Origin of the sequence: Empedobacter sp. UBA5036 (assembly GCF_002415215.1) — a bacterium.
GTDB classification, from domain to species: Bacteria; Bacteroidota; Bacteroidia; order Flavobacteriales; family Weeksellaceae; genus Empedobacter; species Empedobacter falsenii_B.
In genome coordinates, this window is the sequence record NZ_DICC01000017.1 from 58,166 (window position 1) to 74,321 (window position 16,156).

12 protein-coding genes are annotated in these 16,156 nt (G+C 33.3%); 7 read left to right on the forward strand and 5 right to left on the reverse strand.

Annotated features, from left to right (window positions below; all coding sequences use genetic code 11):
• Position 1 precedes the first annotated feature (1 nt).
• From rpoC to B4J88_RS01875, 3 genes are all read left to right on the forward strand, one after another.
• The gene (gene rpoC / locus B4J88_RS01865; protein ID WP_125349433.1) at positions 2-4,279 is read left to right on the forward strand and encodes a DNA-directed RNA polymerase subunit beta'; all 4,278 of its coding nucleotides are present in this window, start codon (positions 2-4) and stop codon (positions 4,277-4,279) included.
• On the forward strand, positions 4,279-4,572 hold the full coding sequence (locus tag B4J88_RS01870; protein ID WP_038331074.1) for a DUF3467 domain-containing protein: 294 nt from the start codon (positions 4,279-4,281) through the stop codon (positions 4,570-4,572). Before rpoC ends, B4J88_RS01870 begins: the two co-directional genes overlap by 1 nt.
• Positions 4,573-4,807: 235 nt before the next feature.
• On the forward strand, positions 4,808-6,127 hold the full coding sequence (locus B4J88_RS01875) for a dihydrolipoamide acetyltransferase family protein (protein ID WP_291059149.1): 1,320 nt from the start codon (positions 4,808-4,810) through the stop codon (positions 6,125-6,127).
• Positions 6,128-6,165: 38 nt separating this feature from the next.
• On the opposite strand, the gene B4J88_RS01880 is transcribed toward B4J88_RS01875, so the two are convergent.
• Positions 6,166-6,741: a DUF3575 domain-containing protein gene (locus tag B4J88_RS01880; RefSeq protein WP_291047747.1), complete on the reverse strand. Its 576-nt coding sequence runs from the start codon at positions 6,739-6,741 to the stop codon at positions 6,166-6,168.
• A 99-nt stretch (positions 6,742-6,840) separates the two neighbouring features.
• Here B4J88_RS01880 and B4J88_RS01885 point away from each other — a divergent pair, with 99 nt between their 5' ends.
• Complete coding sequence (locus B4J88_RS01885; protein ID WP_291047749.1) at positions 6,841-7,356, forward strand: hypothetical protein; 516 nt, start codon at positions 6,841-6,843, stop codon at positions 7,354-7,356.
• Here B4J88_RS01885 and B4J88_RS01890 read toward each other — a convergent pair.
• The 3 genes from B4J88_RS01890 to B4J88_RS01900 all read right to left on the reverse strand — a co-directional run bounded on the left by B4J88_RS01890 (position 7,328) and on the right by B4J88_RS01900 (position 9,956).
• Complete coding sequence (locus B4J88_RS01890; RefSeq protein ID WP_286495068.1) at positions 7,328-7,810, reverse strand: hypothetical protein; 483 nt, start codon at positions 7,808-7,810, stop codon at positions 7,328-7,330. The two genes, B4J88_RS01885 and B4J88_RS01890, sit on opposite strands and share 29 nt — an antisense overlap.
• Before the next feature lie 67 nt (positions 7,811-7,877).
• Positions 7,878-8,297, reverse strand: a complete 420-nt coding sequence (locus tag B4J88_RS01895) for a hypothetical protein (RefSeq protein ID WP_219033756.1) — start codon at positions 8,295-8,297, stop codon at positions 7,878-7,880.
• Between the two features lie 144 nt (positions 8,298-8,441).
• On the reverse strand, positions 8,442-9,956 hold the full coding sequence (locus tag B4J88_RS01900) for a Do family serine endopeptidase (protein WP_125349428.1): 1,515 nt from the start codon (positions 9,954-9,956) through the stop codon (positions 8,442-8,444).
• Between the two features lie 163 nt (positions 9,957-10,119).
• On the opposite strand from B4J88_RS01900, the gene dapF reads away from it, so the two are divergent.
• The 3 genes from dapF to B4J88_RS01915 are packed head-to-tail and all read left to right on the forward strand — an operon-like array spanning position 10,120 to position 13,358.
• A complete protein-coding gene (dapF, locus tag B4J88_RS01905; protein WP_125349427.1) occupies positions 10,120-10,896 on the forward strand; it encodes a diaminopimelate epimerase in 777 nt (258 codons plus the stop codon).
• Between the two features lie 9 nt (positions 10,897-10,905).
• Complete coding sequence (gene mltG / locus B4J88_RS01910; protein WP_125349426.1) at positions 10,906-11,928, forward strand: endolytic transglycosylase MltG; 1,023 nt, start codon at positions 10,906-10,908, stop codon at positions 11,926-11,928.
• Between the two features lie 29 nt (positions 11,929-11,957).
• Complete coding sequence (locus B4J88_RS01915; RefSeq protein WP_291066064.1) at positions 11,958-13,358, forward strand: FAD-binding oxidoreductase; 1,401 nt, start codon at positions 11,958-11,960, stop codon at positions 13,356-13,358.
• Positions 13,359-13,404: 46 nt separating this feature from the next.
• Here B4J88_RS01915 and B4J88_RS01920 read toward each other — a convergent pair whose 3' ends face one another.
• Positions 13,405-16,152, reverse strand: coding sequence for a TonB-dependent receptor (locus B4J88_RS01920; protein ID WP_114998873.1), 2,748 nt, complete (start codon positions 16,150-16,152; stop codon positions 13,405-13,407).
• Positions 16,153-16,156 lie beyond the last annotated feature (4 nt).

Genomic DNA, 16,156 nt, shown 5'->3' on the forward strand with positions numbered 1-16,156 from the left:
TATGTCAACAAAAAATAAAACAAGTCAATTCTCAAAAATCCGTATCGGGTTAGCTTCTCCAGAATCGATTCTTCAAGAATCTAAAGGTGAAGTTTTAAAACCTGAAACGATTAACTATAGAACGCACAAACCAGAGCGTGACGGGTTATTCTGTGAGCGTATCTTTGGACCTGTAAAAGATTACGAATGTGCCTGCGGAAAATATAAAAGAATCCGTTATAAAGGTATCGTTTGTGACCGTTGTGGGGTTGAAGTTACTGAAAAGAAAGTTCGTCGTGAGCGTATTGGACACATCAATCTTGTTGTGCCAATTGCACATATTTGGTATTTCCGTTCATTACCAAACAAAATTGGTTACATCTTAGGATTACCATCTAAGAAATTAGACATGGTAATTTACTATGAAAGATATGTAGTGATTCAACCAGGTATCGCAAAAGGACCAGAAGGTGAAGAATTAAATAGATTAGATTTCTTATCAGAAGAAGAGTATTTAGATATCTTAGAAACTCTTCCAATCGAGAATCAATATCTAGAAGATACAGATCCTAATAAATTCGTTGCGAAAATGGGTGCTGAAGCATTAGAAGACCTATTATCTCGTATCAATTTAGATGAGTTATCTTACGAATTAAGACACAAAGCACACAACGAAACTTCTAAACAACGTCGTACAGAAGCGTTAAAACGTTTACAAGTTGTTGAGTCGTTACGTGAGTCAAATATGCACCACGTAAACCGTCCAGAATGGATGGTAATGCGCGTTATTCCGGTTATTCCACCAGAATTACGTCCGTTAGTTCCATTAGATGGTGGTCGTTTTGCAACATCAGATTTAAATGATTTATATCGTCGTGTAATTATCCGTAACAATCGTTTGAAACGATTAATGGAAATCAAAGCGCCAGAAGTAATCTTACGTAATGAAAAACGTATGTTACAAGAAGCGGTTGATTCATTATTTGATAACACGCGTAAAGCATCTGCTGTAAAAGCTGATGGTAACCGTCCGTTAAAATCATTATCTGATTCATTAAAAGGTAAACAAGGTCGTTTCCGTCAAAACTTATTAGGTAAACGTGTAGATTATTCTGCTCGTTCTGTAATTGTTGTTGGACCAACACTTAAATTACACGAATGTGGTTTACCAAAAGATATGGCAGCTGAATTATACAAACCATTCGTAGTTCGTAAATTAATCGAGCGTGGAATTGTAAAAACAGTTAAATCGGCTAAGAAAATTATCGATAGAAAAGAGCCAGTTGTTTGGGATATTTTAGAAAATGTAATCAAAGGTCATCCAGTTTTATTAAACCGTGCCCCTACGTTACACCGTTTAGGTATCCAAGCATTCCAACCGAAATTAATCGAAGGTAAAGCAATTCGTTTACACCCATTAGTGTGTACTGCCTTCAATGCCGATTTCGATGGTGACCAGATGGCTGTTCACTTACCATTAGGACCAGAAGCTGTTTTAGAAGCACAATTATTAATGTTGGCTTCTCAAAATATTTTGAATCCTGCAAATGGATCTCCAATTACTGTACCTTCTCAGGATATGGTTTTAGGTCTTTACTACATGACGAAAATTCGTCGTACAGACCACCAATTTACAGTAAAAGGTGAAGGATTAACTTTCTATTCAGATGAAGAAGTTCAAATTGCATACAACGAAGGAGCTGTTGACTTAAACGCGCCAATTCGTGTAAAAGGAACAATTCGTGTAGGAGAGGAGTTAGTAGAAAATCAATTAATCGAAACTTCAGTAGGACGTGTGTTATTTAACCAAATCGTTCCGAAACAAGTAGGTTATATTAATGAAGTATTAACGAAAAAATCGTTACGTACAATTATTAATAAAATCATCAAGATTACAGATTTCCCTACAACGGCTGCTTTCTTGGATGATATGAAACAATTAGGATACCGTAATGCCTTCGAGGGTGGTTTATCATTCTCATTAGGAGATATCTTAATCCCAGAACAAAAGAAAGACCTTATCTCAGGTGCGATCAACCAAGTTGAGAACATTAAGATGAACTATAATATGGGTCTTATTACAAATAACGAACGTTACAACCAAGTTATTGATGTTTGGACAACAACAAACGCAACTTTAACTGAAATTGTAATGAAACGTATGACAGAAGATCAACAAGGATTTAACTCTGTATTCATGATGCTTGATTCTGGAGCGCGTGGATCTAAAGAGCAAATTCGTCAGTTATCAGGTATGCGTGGATTGATGGCTAAACCTCAAAAAGCTGGTTCTACTGGTGGGGATATCATCGAAAACCCAATTATCTCTAACTTCCGTGAAGGTCTGTCTATCTTAGAGTACTTTATTTCTTCGCACGGTGCGCGTAAAGGTCTTGCCGATACTGCCTTAAAAACTGCCGATGCTGGATACTTGACTCGTCGTTTAGTTGACGTTGCGCAAGACGTTATCGTAATGCACGAAGATTGTGGTACATTAAGAGGTTTAGAAGTATCTGCACTTAAGAAAAAAGAAGAAATCATCGAAAGTTTATCTTCTCGTGTATTAGGTCGTACTTCATTAAATGATATTTACAACCCAGATAATGGTGAATTAATCATTTCTGCTGGTAACATTATTACAGAAGATATTGGTGATGCTTTAGAAGCAGCTGGTATTGAAAATGTAGAAGTTCGTTCTCCATTAACATGTGAAGCGAAAACTGGAATTTGTGCTAAATGTTACGGACGTAACTTAGCTACAGGTAAAGGTGTTCAGAAAGGTGAATCAGTTGGTGTAGTTGCTGCACAATCTATTGGTGAGCCTGGTACACAGTTAACATTACGTACTTTCCATGTTGGGGGTACTGCGGGTAACGTTTCTGAGCAAAATACAATTAATGCTAAAGTTGATGGTACAGTTGAGTTTGATGACTTACGTACTGTTGAATCGACAGATGATGCAGGTAACAAAGTAGATACAGTTGTTTCTCGTTCTACAGAGATGAAAGTAATTGACGATTTAGGAAACGTTCGTCAACAAACTAACATCGCTTATGGTACTATCTTATCTGTTAAAAACGGAGCTAAAGTTCAAAAAGGTCAAGAGATTGCAAGTTGGGACCCTTATAACGGGGTAATCATCGCGGAATCTACTGGTAAAATCGAGTACGAACAATTAGAGCAAGGGGTAACTTTCCAAATTGAAATCGATGAGCAAACAGGATTCCAAGAAAAAGTTATTTCTGAATCACGTAATAAAAAATTAGTTCCAGCGTTAAGAGTTATCACGATTGATGGTGAAGAAAAAACATACAACTTACCAGTAGGTGCACACTTAATGGTAAATGATGGAGAAAAAATTAATGCAGGTAAAATCTTAGTTAAGATTCCTCGTAAGTCAGCTAAATCTGGCGATATTACAGGAGGTTTACCTCGTATTACAGAGTTGTTAGAGGCTCGTAATCCATCTAATCCATCAGTTGTTTGTGAAATGGATGGAGTTGTATCTTTCGGTAAAATAAAACGTGGTAACCGCGAAATCATCGTTGAATCTAAAAATGGTGAAATCCGTCGTTACTTAGTTAAATTATCAGCACAGATCTTAGTTCAAGAAAATGACTTCGTACGTGCAGGTGAGCCTTTATCAGATGGAGCAATTACACCAGAAGATATTTTAAGAATCTTAGGGCCAACAGCGGTTCAAGAATACTTAGTAAACGAGATTCAAGATGTATACCGTTTACAAGGGGTAAAAATTGATGACAAACACTTCGAAATTATCGTACGTCAAATGTTACGTAAAGTTCGTATTGTAGACTCAGGAGATTCAAGATTCTTAGAAGATAGTTTAGAGCACAAAGACGATTTCATGCAAGAAAACGATCGTTTATTTGGAATGAAAGTCGTAGAAGATGCTGGTGATTCTGACACATTAAGTCCAGGACAAATCATCACAGTTCGCGAATTACGTGACGAAAACTCTAAATTAAAACGTGAAGACAAAAACTTAGTGACAGCTCGTGAGGCTTTACCTGCAACAGCAGAAGCCGTTTTACAAGGTATTACAAGAGCATCTTTACAAACTAAATCTTTCATGTCTGCGGCATCGTTCCAGGAAACTACAAAAGTTCTTAACGAAGCAGCTGTAGCTGGTAAAGTAGACGGTTTAGTAGGATTAAAAGAAAACGTTATTGTTGGACACTTAATTCCTGCCGGAACTGGATTAAAAGAGTATCAAAACATCATCGTAGGATCTAACCGTGAATACGAGGAATTAATAAACGCAAAACAAGAATTATAATGTCAGAAAATCAACAAAACGAAGGATTAAACATTGAGTTAAACGAATTAGTAGCTCAAGGTGTTTATGCTACAGGAGCAATCATCAACCACTCACCATCTGAGTTCGTTGTAGATTTCGTTCAATTTTTACCAGGTGCTAGACCATCAGTAAAATCAAGAATTATTTTGTCTCCATTACAAGCAAAACAATTATCTCAATCGTTAGCAGAAAACGTAACTAACTTTGAGAAAAGCTTTGGTGAAATCAAAGAACCTCAAGTAAACAACGGTACTGCAACTTACGAAGCTTAAGAATCATTCTTAATATTTCAAAAAGTCCCTCAATCTTAGATTGGGGGATTTTTTTATGCAATCAAAACTATCAAATCATTAAAAATAATCTTATAAATGTTAGATCAATTATTAAATTGATAATTATTTATGATATTAATGCGAATAATTTAAAAATAAAATACATTAATCTTTTTAACAGTATTTTTTTGAATCGAAAAAATGTTTAGATTTGTATTTAGCAAATAACACAAGAATGTCTGACTATAAATTAATTCTACCTTCTATGGGAGAAGGTGTAATGGAAGCTACTGTAACAAATTGGATCAAAAATATTGGCGATTCGATTAGTGAAGATGAATCGGTTGTAGAAATCGCAACAGATAAAGTAGATTCTGATGTTCCTTCGCCAGTTGCAGGAGTTTTAAAAGAAATCTTAGTTCCAGTAGACAAAATTGCAAAAGTAGGTGAGCCTATCGCAATTTTGTCTGTTGATAGAGTTGTAGAACAAGCTGATTCGGTAGAAGAAGTAGATACAAATAGCGATCAGGAAATTGCTGATGCAGCAAAATCTATCGAAGCTGAAGTTGCAACAATCAAAACTGAAACGCTTATTACTTCGTCAGATGATAAATTTTATTCTCCTTTAGTAAAATCTATTGCGAAAGAAGAAGGTGTTTCTCAGGCTGAGTTAGATCAAATTTTAGGTTCAGGAAAAGACGGACGTGTAACGAAAGATGATATTTTGGATTTCGTTAAAAATAGAGGAAATCAACCAGCGAAAACAGTTGTTACGACTTCTGTTGCTGCACCAGTTGCTCAACCTCAAGCACCGCAAGTGCAATCTGCGCCAATTTCTGTTGGTGAAGGAGACGAAATTATCGAAATGGATAGAATGCGTAAAATTATTGCGCAAAATATGCTACAAGCAAAACAAATTGCTCCTCACGTAACGTCTTTCGTAGAAGTTGATATGACGAATATTGTGTTGTGGAGAGATAAAAATAAAAATGAATTTCAGAAAAAACATGGTGAGAAAATTACCTTCATGCCAATTTTTATCGAAGCTGTAGCAAAAGCAATTCAAGATTTCCCAATGATTAATGCTTCGGTTGATGGAGATAAAATTATTAAGAAGAAAAATATCAATATTGGAATGGCGGCTGCTTTACCAAGTGGAAATTTAATTGTTCCTGTTATCAAAAATGCAGATCAATTTAATTTAGCGGGGTTAGCTTCTCAGGTTAATGATTTAGCAAATCGTGCGCGTAATAATAAATTGAAACCAGCAGAAATACAGGGAGGAACGTATACAATTACAAATATTGGTTCTTTCGGAAATACATTAGGAACGCCAATTATTCCTCAACCTCAAGTAGCTATTTTGGCTGTTGGTGCAATTGTGAAAAAACCTGCTGTTATCGAAACTCCGCAAGGAGATATGATTGCAATTCGTCATAAAATGTACTTATCTCATGCTTACGATCACCGTGTTGTGGATGGAGCTTTAGGAGGTATGTTTGTAAAACGTGTTGCCGAATATCTAGAGGCTTTCGATATGAATACGCCTGTGTAAGAGTAAAATAATACTAGATATAAAAAATCCAACTAATTTTAGTTGGATTTTTTTCGTTTAAATTTATAAGTAAGCATTACACCGCCTTTGTAAAGCAGCCACTCCCCACTTTTATTAAATGATTGCGCAGAATCATATCGTCCCAAATTAGGAGAATCTTCTTTATAATATCCTTTGTAATTTCCTTGAGAGTGTCCTCCACCAACAAAAACATCTAATCCCCAATGTTCGTTAATTTTTACTTGATAACCTATTGTAGCTCCTGTTAAGATTGCTACTCCACGTTGATATTTATCAGTGTTCCAATAATTCCATTTTTGAATATCAAAGAAACCAACTCCAATGTTTGGACCTATATAAAATTTACTAAAAGATTTATCAAAGTAATATCTACCTTCACCAAAAGCCATATACATTTGTAAATGATTACCTGCAAATGATTTCCAAGGAGAGATAAAACCGTCAGCTTGTAAAGTTATTCTATCTGTGATTGCATGTTCAACACCAAGATTTACCATTGCAAGTGGCATTGTTAACGCATTAACTTTTATTTGTGTTTCTCCTTTTTGAGCAAAGATTGTGGCGGGAAATAACAACCAAATTAATTTATTCATTCGTAATTTTTATCAGTTTGCGAAGCTAAGGTAAAAAAAAAGGTTTATTTAGATATTAATTCAAGCTTTTTTATAACTTTACTTAACATTTAATATATTATGGCACCAATCATATCAATCCTAATAATATTTTTGATTTTCGGAATTTTTGTTTCGATATTCTTTGTTATTGCCGTATCTGATGCGAAAGTCAGAGAGAAAAATGAACAACATACGCTGAAAAGTTTACCAGATCAGGTAGATCTAAAGGCTGTTGTACGTTATAATATTGGGCGTCCGCAAGGTAGATTTCTTAAAATGAAATCTTTTCAAGGAAGTGGTGTGTTGTATGCGCAAGGAGAACAATTAATCTTCAAAGATATTTTGGGTAATGAAGATCATATTTTTGATTTGAAAACATGCAAATTATCTTGGGTTGAGAACAAAATAAATGGGATTACAAATGCTTTTAAAGTAGCAGATCACGAAGCTATCATCTTCTTTTATATTGATAAAGGTGTCTTTATTTTTAATGCAATTGAAGAAAATGCGTCGACTTCAGATTTATATATTCGTTTGAAAGAATTGCGTAAAAGTATTAGAAATGCTAAAAAAGCTGAGTCGGCAAGTGAATAGTTAATCCAGCTCGGAAACCGCTCATATCTTTAAAATCCTTATTTTCTCTAAACTCGAAAGAATAGCCAGCATTTAACTCTACAATGCTCAAAACTGCGATACCAGCTTTTGGAGTAATTGTCCACGGAGAAACTTCAGTACGGATAACATAAAAAGCAGAGTTAAAGTTAGAGCTATATGGATCACCAGTATTGTTGCGAAAATTGAACATATATCCAGCTCCAACTTCTGGAATTACACGAAATTTGTCTTTCATATAACCCAAATTAGCATTGGCGCTAAACGTCAAAATATTGTTATTATCTTGTACTAAGAACAAATCTGTTCCAACTTTTCCGTAATTTCCGTTCCAATATTCATAACCAAGATTAATTGTAAAATAATCGGATAAATTTTGTTGTGCTTTCGCTTGAAAACTAATGATAAAAACAAAGATTGCGATGAACTTTTTCATGTGATAAAATTAATGAATTATTTAGCTTTCTCCCAAAAAATAAATTTTCATCATCATTAATGATTTTTTATTTCAAATTGAAAGGTATATTTACTCCAATTGAAAATTGAAAACCTTTGATAGGTTTAAAACTATCTTTTTCATTAATCTTAAAACCATATCCAAAACCAAAATCTACAAAAGAAGCTAATGAAATACCAGCTTTTGGAGTAATTGTATAAGGTGTAAATTCACTTTCTACAAATGGAAAAATATACATCAACTGGCTCGCGGCAACATATCCTGTAATGCCAACTTCAGGAATTACGTGAAAATTATCTCGCATATATCCCATATTAGCATTTGCGTATAATTTAAAATCAACCATATTATCACCTAAGCCGAAAAGAAAAAATAAACCTGCTTTACCAAAGTTTCCAGATTGATTAGAGTTGCTTAAGGTTGGTCCCCATAGAACTTCTTTTGGATAAGAAAAAGAACTAAACAAAAGAAAGAGTGAAAGAATAATTATTTTTAATAAACATGGGATAGTTTTTCGTTAAACAATTTTAATGTAAAGATAAATAGCTACAACTTATCTTGTTGTAGCTATTTATAATGATTTATTAAAATTTAAAATCGACTCAAAATTTTAATCCATCGTGAATCCTTTTGTATAGATTCGTCCGTAATAATCTGCAAATTTAATTGACACGCGACCTTTATAATTTTTTAAGATTTTTTCGATATCGTCTTGTGAACTTACATTTTTATCATTGATTGATAAGATGATAAATTCTTCTTGAACACCTGCTGCCGCTAATTTTCCTGCATTATCTAGATGTTTTACCATCACACCATAATTAATTCCGAAACTATCTTTTTGACGTTCTGTTAATGGCTCAAATTCTGCTCCAAGAACTTCAGTTGGCGTTAAGTCAGATTTGCTTCTCACTTTAGTGCTTCCTTTAGCATCTTTCAATGTAATGTTGTATGTTTTCTCAGAGTTTCCACGTCTTACAGTAAGCGCAACATTGTCACCAGGACGTTTGCTTCCTACGATGAACGATAACGAAGAGAAAGATGTAATTGGTTTTCCATCTACAGCTGTAATAATATCGCCTTCTTCGATTCCAGAATCAATTGCAGACCCTTTCGCTACCAATTCAGTTACCATTACTCCATTATCGGTTTTAATATTTTTCTTGAATTGCTTGTTGTATTGTTTTACAGCATCTTCATTCGATAAATCAAAACCTTTGATACCTAAATATCCACGTTGTACAATTCCGTACGATTTGATATCCTCCACAACTTTTTTCACCAAGTTTGCAGGGACAGCAAATCCGTAACCAGAATAAGCTCCTGTTGGTGAAGAAATAGCTGTATTAATACCAATTAAATCTCCGTTTGCATTTACCAAAGCACCACCAGAGTTTCCTGGATTAATCGCTGCATCGGTTTGAATAAACGATTCGATTGGTGATTCAGAATTTTTACCTAAAATATTAATGCTACGACCTTTTGCCGAAACAATACCTGCTGTAACAGTAGAAGTCAAACCAAATGGATTCCCAACTGCTAACACCCAATCTCCAACATTAATCGCATCAGAATCGACAAATTTTGTGAATGGTAAACCTTTTTCACTAATTTTCAATAAGGCAATATCTGTACTTGGATCAGTTCCAACTAATTCAGCAATATAACTTTTTTGATTATTCAAAGTCACTTCAATTTTAGAAGCGCCTTGTATCACGTGATTATTTGTAACAATGTAACCATCTTGTGAAATAATTACACCAGAACCCATTCCAGATGGTTGATCTTGATCTGGTTGCTGTTGTCTTCCTCTTTGTTGTTGTTCTGGTTGCCCGAAAAAGAAATCAAAAGGATCAAAGAATTGCTGTTGTTGTTGCTGTCTTTGATTCGAATAATTTTTGATACTCACAACTGTATGTACAGCTTTATTAGATGCTTGCACAAAGTTTGGCGCATCGTAATTGTAATTTCCTTTATAATCTACAAATTCAAAGTCTCCATTTTTCTGATTACTTGCATTTGTAATAAATGGATTACTTCCATTTTCGTTCATCAAATAAAAACCTCCCATAGTTGTCATAGAGCTCACTAATCCAACTAATAAGTATCCTGTATATTTTTTCATCTTTAATTATATAAGTTTTTAATGTTTTTAGATTAAATCAAATTTAAGACCAAAATTTTAACATTTCAAACCGTTTAACGCATGTTAACACTATATTATAAATCTTTTATAACATTAGTTAAGAGTGACAAAAATGTCTTTACTTTGTTTAAAATTTAAGAAGTTGAAATTAAAATTTTATAAATACCAAGGAGCTGGGAATGATTTTGTCATGATTGATGATCGAGAAAAAACGTTTCCAATCTCTACAGAATTGATTAATAGGCTATGTGATCGTAATTTTGGGATAGGAGCTGATGGTTTGATTTTGTTACAAAATGATGAAAATTCAGACTTCAGAATGGTGTATTTCAATTCGGATGGAAACGAAAGTACAATGTGCGGAAACGGAGGACGTTGTATTATTCGATTTGCAAATGATTTGGATGTTGCCAATGACAAAATGACATTTAATGCGATTGATGGTTTGCATCATGGTATCGTAGATCAAGAAGTTATTCGTTTACAGATGATTGATGTAAATGAAGTAGAAGATCACGACAAATATTTATTTATGAACACAGGTTCGCCGCATCACGTAGAATTTGTGGAAAATGTAAAAGATGTTAATGTTTATAAAAAAGGAAAAGCGATTCGCAATGGAGCGCCCTATTTTGAGAAAGGTTCTAATGTAAATTTTGTTGAAGTAATGCCAGATAAAAGTCTTACGATACGTACATATGAACGTGGAGTTGAGGACGAAACCTTGGCTTGCGGAACAGGAATTACAGCGGCTGCGATTTCTGCTTATGTTAAAAATTTGGTAGACAAAAAAGATATCAAAGTAAAAGCAATGGGAGGAGATTTATCTGTAAATTTTGAAGAAAATAATCATAACTTTGTCAATGTTTGGTTAAATGGACCAGCAGTAAAAGTTTTTGAAGGTGAAATTGAAATTTAATTCAATCCAATGAAAAAATTAAATTTAGTATTAATATTAATCTGTTCATTCGCATTTGTAGGATGTACATTTATAGACGGTTTCAAAGGAAATGCAACCAAAGATGGTTATATCTATATCTCTCGTGGAGCTAAATTTGAGCAAGTTTTAGATTCTTTAAAACCATTTTTGAAGGATGAAAAATTGTTCAAACAATATGCAGAAGATGCAGATTATCCAGCAACGATAAAATCTGGAAAATATAAAATCTCAAGCTCAGATTCTAACCGCGATATTATTGATCGTTTGCAAGGAGGAGAGCAAGAAGAAGTGAAACTTCGTATCAAAAATGAACCAACAATTTACCATTTGGCGGGATCAGTTTCCAAACAAATTGATATGGATTCTATCGAAGTTTTGACAGCTATTCGTGATTTTGTGAAAGAAAAAAACGATACAACGTTAAACGACGAAACGGTAAAGCAATATTTCATTCCAGAAACGTATTTCGTGTATTGGGGATTAACACCAGAAAAATTTGTTGATAAAATGGTAGCGCAACACGACAAAGTATGGAATGCAGAACGTTTAGCAAAAGCAAAAGCGCTTAACATGACACCTTTACAAGTGACAACATTAGCATCTATTGTTCAATTAGAATCGTCTGATAATATGGATGAACAACAAAAGGTTGCACGAGCATATATGAATCGTTTGGCAAAAGATATGCGTTTAGAAGCCGATCCAACTTCTATTTATGCATATAAAATGGAAAATGGTTGGGATCAAAAAGTGCAACGTGTGTACAAAAAATGGACGTGGTCGTCGAATGCGTACAACACTTATCGTAACAAAGGTTTGCCACCAGCACCAATTTGTTTACCAAATTTAGGAGCAATTGATGCGGTTTTATCACCAGCAAATCACGATTTTATTTTCTTTGTTGCAGATCCTAAAAAACCAGGTTATCACATTTATACCAACGATTATCAGGAACATTTGAAAAATGCTGAGAATTATAGAAATTGGTTAAAAGAGAATAATATTAAATAGTTGTATCTTTAGCTAAACCAATTTTAGCGATGAAACAACCAAATTATACAAAAAGAGAATTCCTAAAACTACTTGGTACAGGTAGTTTAGGGATTTTTTTTATGTCTTTTTATTCGTTTGATGATTTTTTGGATGATGATTTAATAATCTTGACAAAAGATGATGAAAAGTATAATCAATACCGAAAATCATTCAATAAAAGAATTGAGAAATTTCCTAAGATTATAGCAGTTTGTAAATCAGAAACTGGAATAAAAAAAGCAATTGCATTAGCAAACGAAAAGAAACTAAAAATTGCAATTCGAAGTGGAGGGCATAGTTTTGAAGGTTTTTCGAATGTTGATAACGGATTGTTGATTCATCTTGGACTGATGAACAAAATTACGTGGTTGCAAGAGAATAAAGTGAAATTACAACCAGCTTGTTTATTGCAGGAAATTTATGCTAATTTTTTACCTAAGAAAAGAATTATTCCAGCTGGATCATGTGGAACTGTGGCTATTGGTGGTTTGACTTTGGGCGGTGGCTATGGTTTTTTTAGCCGAAAATATGGGTTGACCTGTGATAATCTGCTTCGTGTAAAAATGATCGATTACAAAGGAAATACAATCGACTCTGATCAAGATCCCGATTTACTTTGGGCGTGTAAAGGCGGCGGAAATGGAAATTTTGGCGTTGTAACGGAATTACATTTCAAAACTTATCCAGTCCCACAATCTTTCAGCGGATATCGTATGAAGTTTACAAATCTAACATCAGATAAATTTGTCAAATTAATTCGACTTTGGTTCCAAGCAACGGAAAAATTACCTAAAGAAGCTTTTTCTGCTTTTGTGTTGAATGGAAAGTTTTTGACCATTTTATTTACCAATTTTGCAGTAAATCAAACAGATTTTGAGAAAATATTTTCGAGTTTAATTCCATTATCGAATGATTATAAACCGATGAAAAATAGAAATCTGGCTGCTGCGCTCAAAAATTATTATGGCGTAACAGAGCCGATTTATTTCAAAAATTCTTCTGCTGGTTTGTACACAGGAATTGAAGATATTGAGAAAGGTTTGGAAGATATTTTTGCAAAAGTTGTCGCTTCTAAAGGAATGATTTATCAGATAAATACTTTGGGTGGAAAAATCAATGAAGTCAAAGCTTCAGATTCTGCTTATCCACATCGCGATATTAATTATTTGAGCGAGTTACAAGCGTATTGGGATTTGCCTTCGCAAGAAGAAAAGTTGACAAAATCATTTGAAGAAATACAACAATTATTAAGAAATATTGGGAATATAAAACAATACCGAAATTACCCGGATATTAATTTTCCTGATGCAAATAATGCTTATTTCGGAAATAATTTGGCTCGATTGCAGCAATTAAAAAAGAAATATGATCCAAATAATTTGTTTGATTATCCACAAGTGATTAAATAGTAAAAGCCCTTCTATAGAAGGGCTTTTACTATTTAATTCATTTATTTTAGAACTTATATCGTAAACTCACGATAAAATATCTTCCCAAAACATTTTTAGTTGTAGTCGATATGTAGTTATCATTAAATCCATTCGAAACAATTACGTTGTTTCCTAATAAATTTCCACCTGTAAGAGTCAAATAAGTTTTCTTCGCAATATTGTATCGTGCAGAAGCATTCCACTCTTTTGCTGTGTTTATTTCTACTCCATCACGGTATTGTAAGCGATAAGAGAAATCGGTCTGAACTAATAATTTACTTGTAGCGGACCAAGCAGCTTCCCCATATGGACGCCAGTTCGTAAATTTCTGTTCAGATAATGATTGATATTTACTTAGGTTTAAATTAACCCCAGCCTTTAATTCAAATTTCTTTTTGAATGTAAATGAGTTCTCTAAATTATATGTTTGATTAAAACTTTTATTGTTAACATCCTTCAAATCATCATTTTTAACAACTCCATTTTCATATTCAATATTTCGTGTAATGGTATAATAATTAGAAGTAGAAATATTACCTGTTAATCGTGCATTGTACCATTTAGCAAAACGCTTCCCAATCATGAAATATCCTGAATAAGTTTCTTGGTTATTACCAGAATTAATTAAGGTATTGAATTGATAGTTATTTACAATTGTATCGTTTCCAGAGATGATAAAATCACGGTTTAAAACAGATTGCGTTTGTATACTTTTTTCTTGTAATGTATAACTCAAATTCGCAAAAATATTAAAGAATGTGAATGAGTTAAAATGACTAAAATTAAGACTTGCTGTATGTGTCAAAGCTTGTCTTAAATTTCTATTTCCGTAGAAAATAGATTGGTAACTTTGAATGGTGTACGAATCATTAAAATCTTTTGTGTACGGATAGCTATAGCTTTGTGAATAACTTGCGCGAACACTTGTTGCATTGTTGAACTTGTATTGCAAATTCAGGTGAGGTAAAAATTTCGTTTCCGAACGATTTAATTTTTCACCATCTTGGTATTTCGATTTCTCATTAAAGAACGAAACTCCAGCTCCCGCATCTACTTGAAAGTTTCCTAGTTTCTTTGTCAAAGTTACATCAGCAAAGGTCTCGTTGTAATCTAAATCTGTATTAGTGATTAATGAATTATCATTCATTAATTTCTGAAAATCATAGATTTTATTTTCAAAATCTTGCGTACTAAAATTTGTTCCAACCTTAATTTTAAGGTTAGATGTATTTGTCAACAAGTGATTGTAGATTCCGTATAATTGAACAGTGTTCAAAACAAAATTTTGATCTTGATTGATATTATATTGATTATTTACTTGAGATAAATTCTTGAACAAATTAAAAGACGAGAACGGATTTGCTGTTGATAAAACATTGTAATCTGGCGTATCTTTTTGATATTGATGACGGAAATATAAACCAACATTATCATCGCGTCCAACTTTACGGATGTAAGATAAAGTTTGTGATAAAGAGTAATTCTTTTGTTCAGAATTTACATTTCTAAAGCTATTTTTTTGATCGTTATAATAGCTATCAACCAATTGTTCGTTTTCGCTATCTAAATAATTAAAGTTTAAGCGATATTTAATTTGTCCTTTATCATTCGGATTATAATCTAAACGCAAACGCGACATTCCCATCAAAATATTGCTCTTATTTTGTTCCTGATCGACGGTTGTATAAGGTGTTTCGATGTTGTTGTAATAACGTTCTGATTTAGAATTGTAACGAATATTATTGGTATTAAGTAAACCAAAACCAGAGATTTTTAATTTCTTATTTGGTTCAACACCAAAATGCACAGCACCATTATAGGTATTCATACTCGGCGCATCATTTTTTGTCATTAAGTTTAGATTGTTCGAATTTCCTCTTAATGAATAGATACTTCCTTCAGAATTAAATTCAGAGTACCCACCAAAGAAGCTCATATAATCATCTTGATCAAAAACTTGTTTCCCGAATGTATTAAAATCATTGATTAATGTCCCGTCTGTTTTTTCTGAGAAATAGAAAATCTTTGCTTGTGCATCTGTATGTTTGTCCGCATCTCCACCTAGTGTTACATTACCAAATGCAAGACGTTTCATATCATCTTTTAGTTCGATGTTTAACGAGAATTGTTCGTCATCTTCTTGTAATGAAGAAGCAAAAGGATTTGATTTAAACTTCGTGTTTAATTGTATTTTAGAAACCGCATCCGAAGGTAAATTTTTGTTCAATAATTTTTCGTTACCACCCAAAACTTCACGTCCACCAACTGTTACTTGCGACATTGGTTTACCTTTGTACATTACCTTACCATTCTGAACTTCAATTCCAGGTAATTTTTTAAGAATATCTTCTAATGTTTCCTCATTTCCAACTTTGAAAGAATCTGCATCAAACTCAATTGTATCACCTTTTACTTTGATTGCTTGTTGAGCTTTTACAATTGTTTCTTTTAAGGAAATTTCTTTTCCTTGTTTAAGCTTTATTTTTTTGTTGACATTTTCAGTCAAATCAACATTCTCAACATATGTTTCGTAACCAGCTTGCTCAATTTCGATGTCATATTTTTGTCCACAAGGCAATTTGAATTCAAATTCACCCATATTACTTGTAAAAACAAAACCTTTGCCTTCGTTTTTACTATCAAAAATAGAGACAGAAGCGTCTGTAACAGGAATTCCAGCATCATTTGCAACAGATCCTTTTAATTTACATTCTTGCGCAAACGAGATTTGAGCTGCAGAAGTAAATAAAATTAGATAGAGTAATTTCTTCATATGT

Bases quoted from the DNA above. Each gene is read 5' to 3' on its own strand.
- rpoC (WP_125349433.1), top strand. From the start codon at position 2: ATGTCAACAAAAAATAAAACAAGTCAATTCTCAAAAATCCGTATCGGG.
- B4J88_RS01870 (WP_038331074.1), top strand. From the start codon at position 4,279: ATGTCAGAAAATCAACAAAACGAAGGATTAAACATTGAGTTAAACGAA.
- B4J88_RS01875 (WP_291059149.1), top strand. From the start codon at position 4,808: ATGTCTGACTATAAATTAATTCTACCTTCTATGGGAGAAGGTGTAATG.
- B4J88_RS01880 (WP_291047747.1), bottom strand. From the start codon at position 6,741: ATGAATAAATTAATTTGGTTGTTATTTCCCGCCACAATCTTTGCTCAA.
- B4J88_RS01885 (WP_291047749.1), top strand. From the start codon at position 6,841: ATGGCACCAATCATATCAATCCTAATAATATTTTTGATTTTCGGAATT.
- B4J88_RS01890 (WP_286495068.1), bottom strand. From the start codon at position 7,810: ATGAAAAAGTTCATCGCAATCTTTGTTTTTATCATTAGTTTTCAAGCG.
- B4J88_RS01900 (WP_125349428.1), bottom strand. From the start codon at position 9,956: ATGAAAAAATATACAGGATACTTATTAGTTGGATTAGTGAGCTCTATG.
- mltG (WP_125349426.1), top strand. From the start codon at position 10,906: ATGAAAAAATTAAATTTAGTATTAATATTAATCTGTTCATTCGCATTT.
- B4J88_RS01915 (WP_291066064.1), top strand. From the start codon at position 11,958: ATGAAACAACCAAATTATACAAAAAGAGAATTCCTAAAACTACTTGGT.
- B4J88_RS01920 (WP_114998873.1), bottom strand. From the start codon at position 16,152: ATGAAGAAATTACTCTATCTAATTTTATTTACTTCTGCAGCTCAAATC.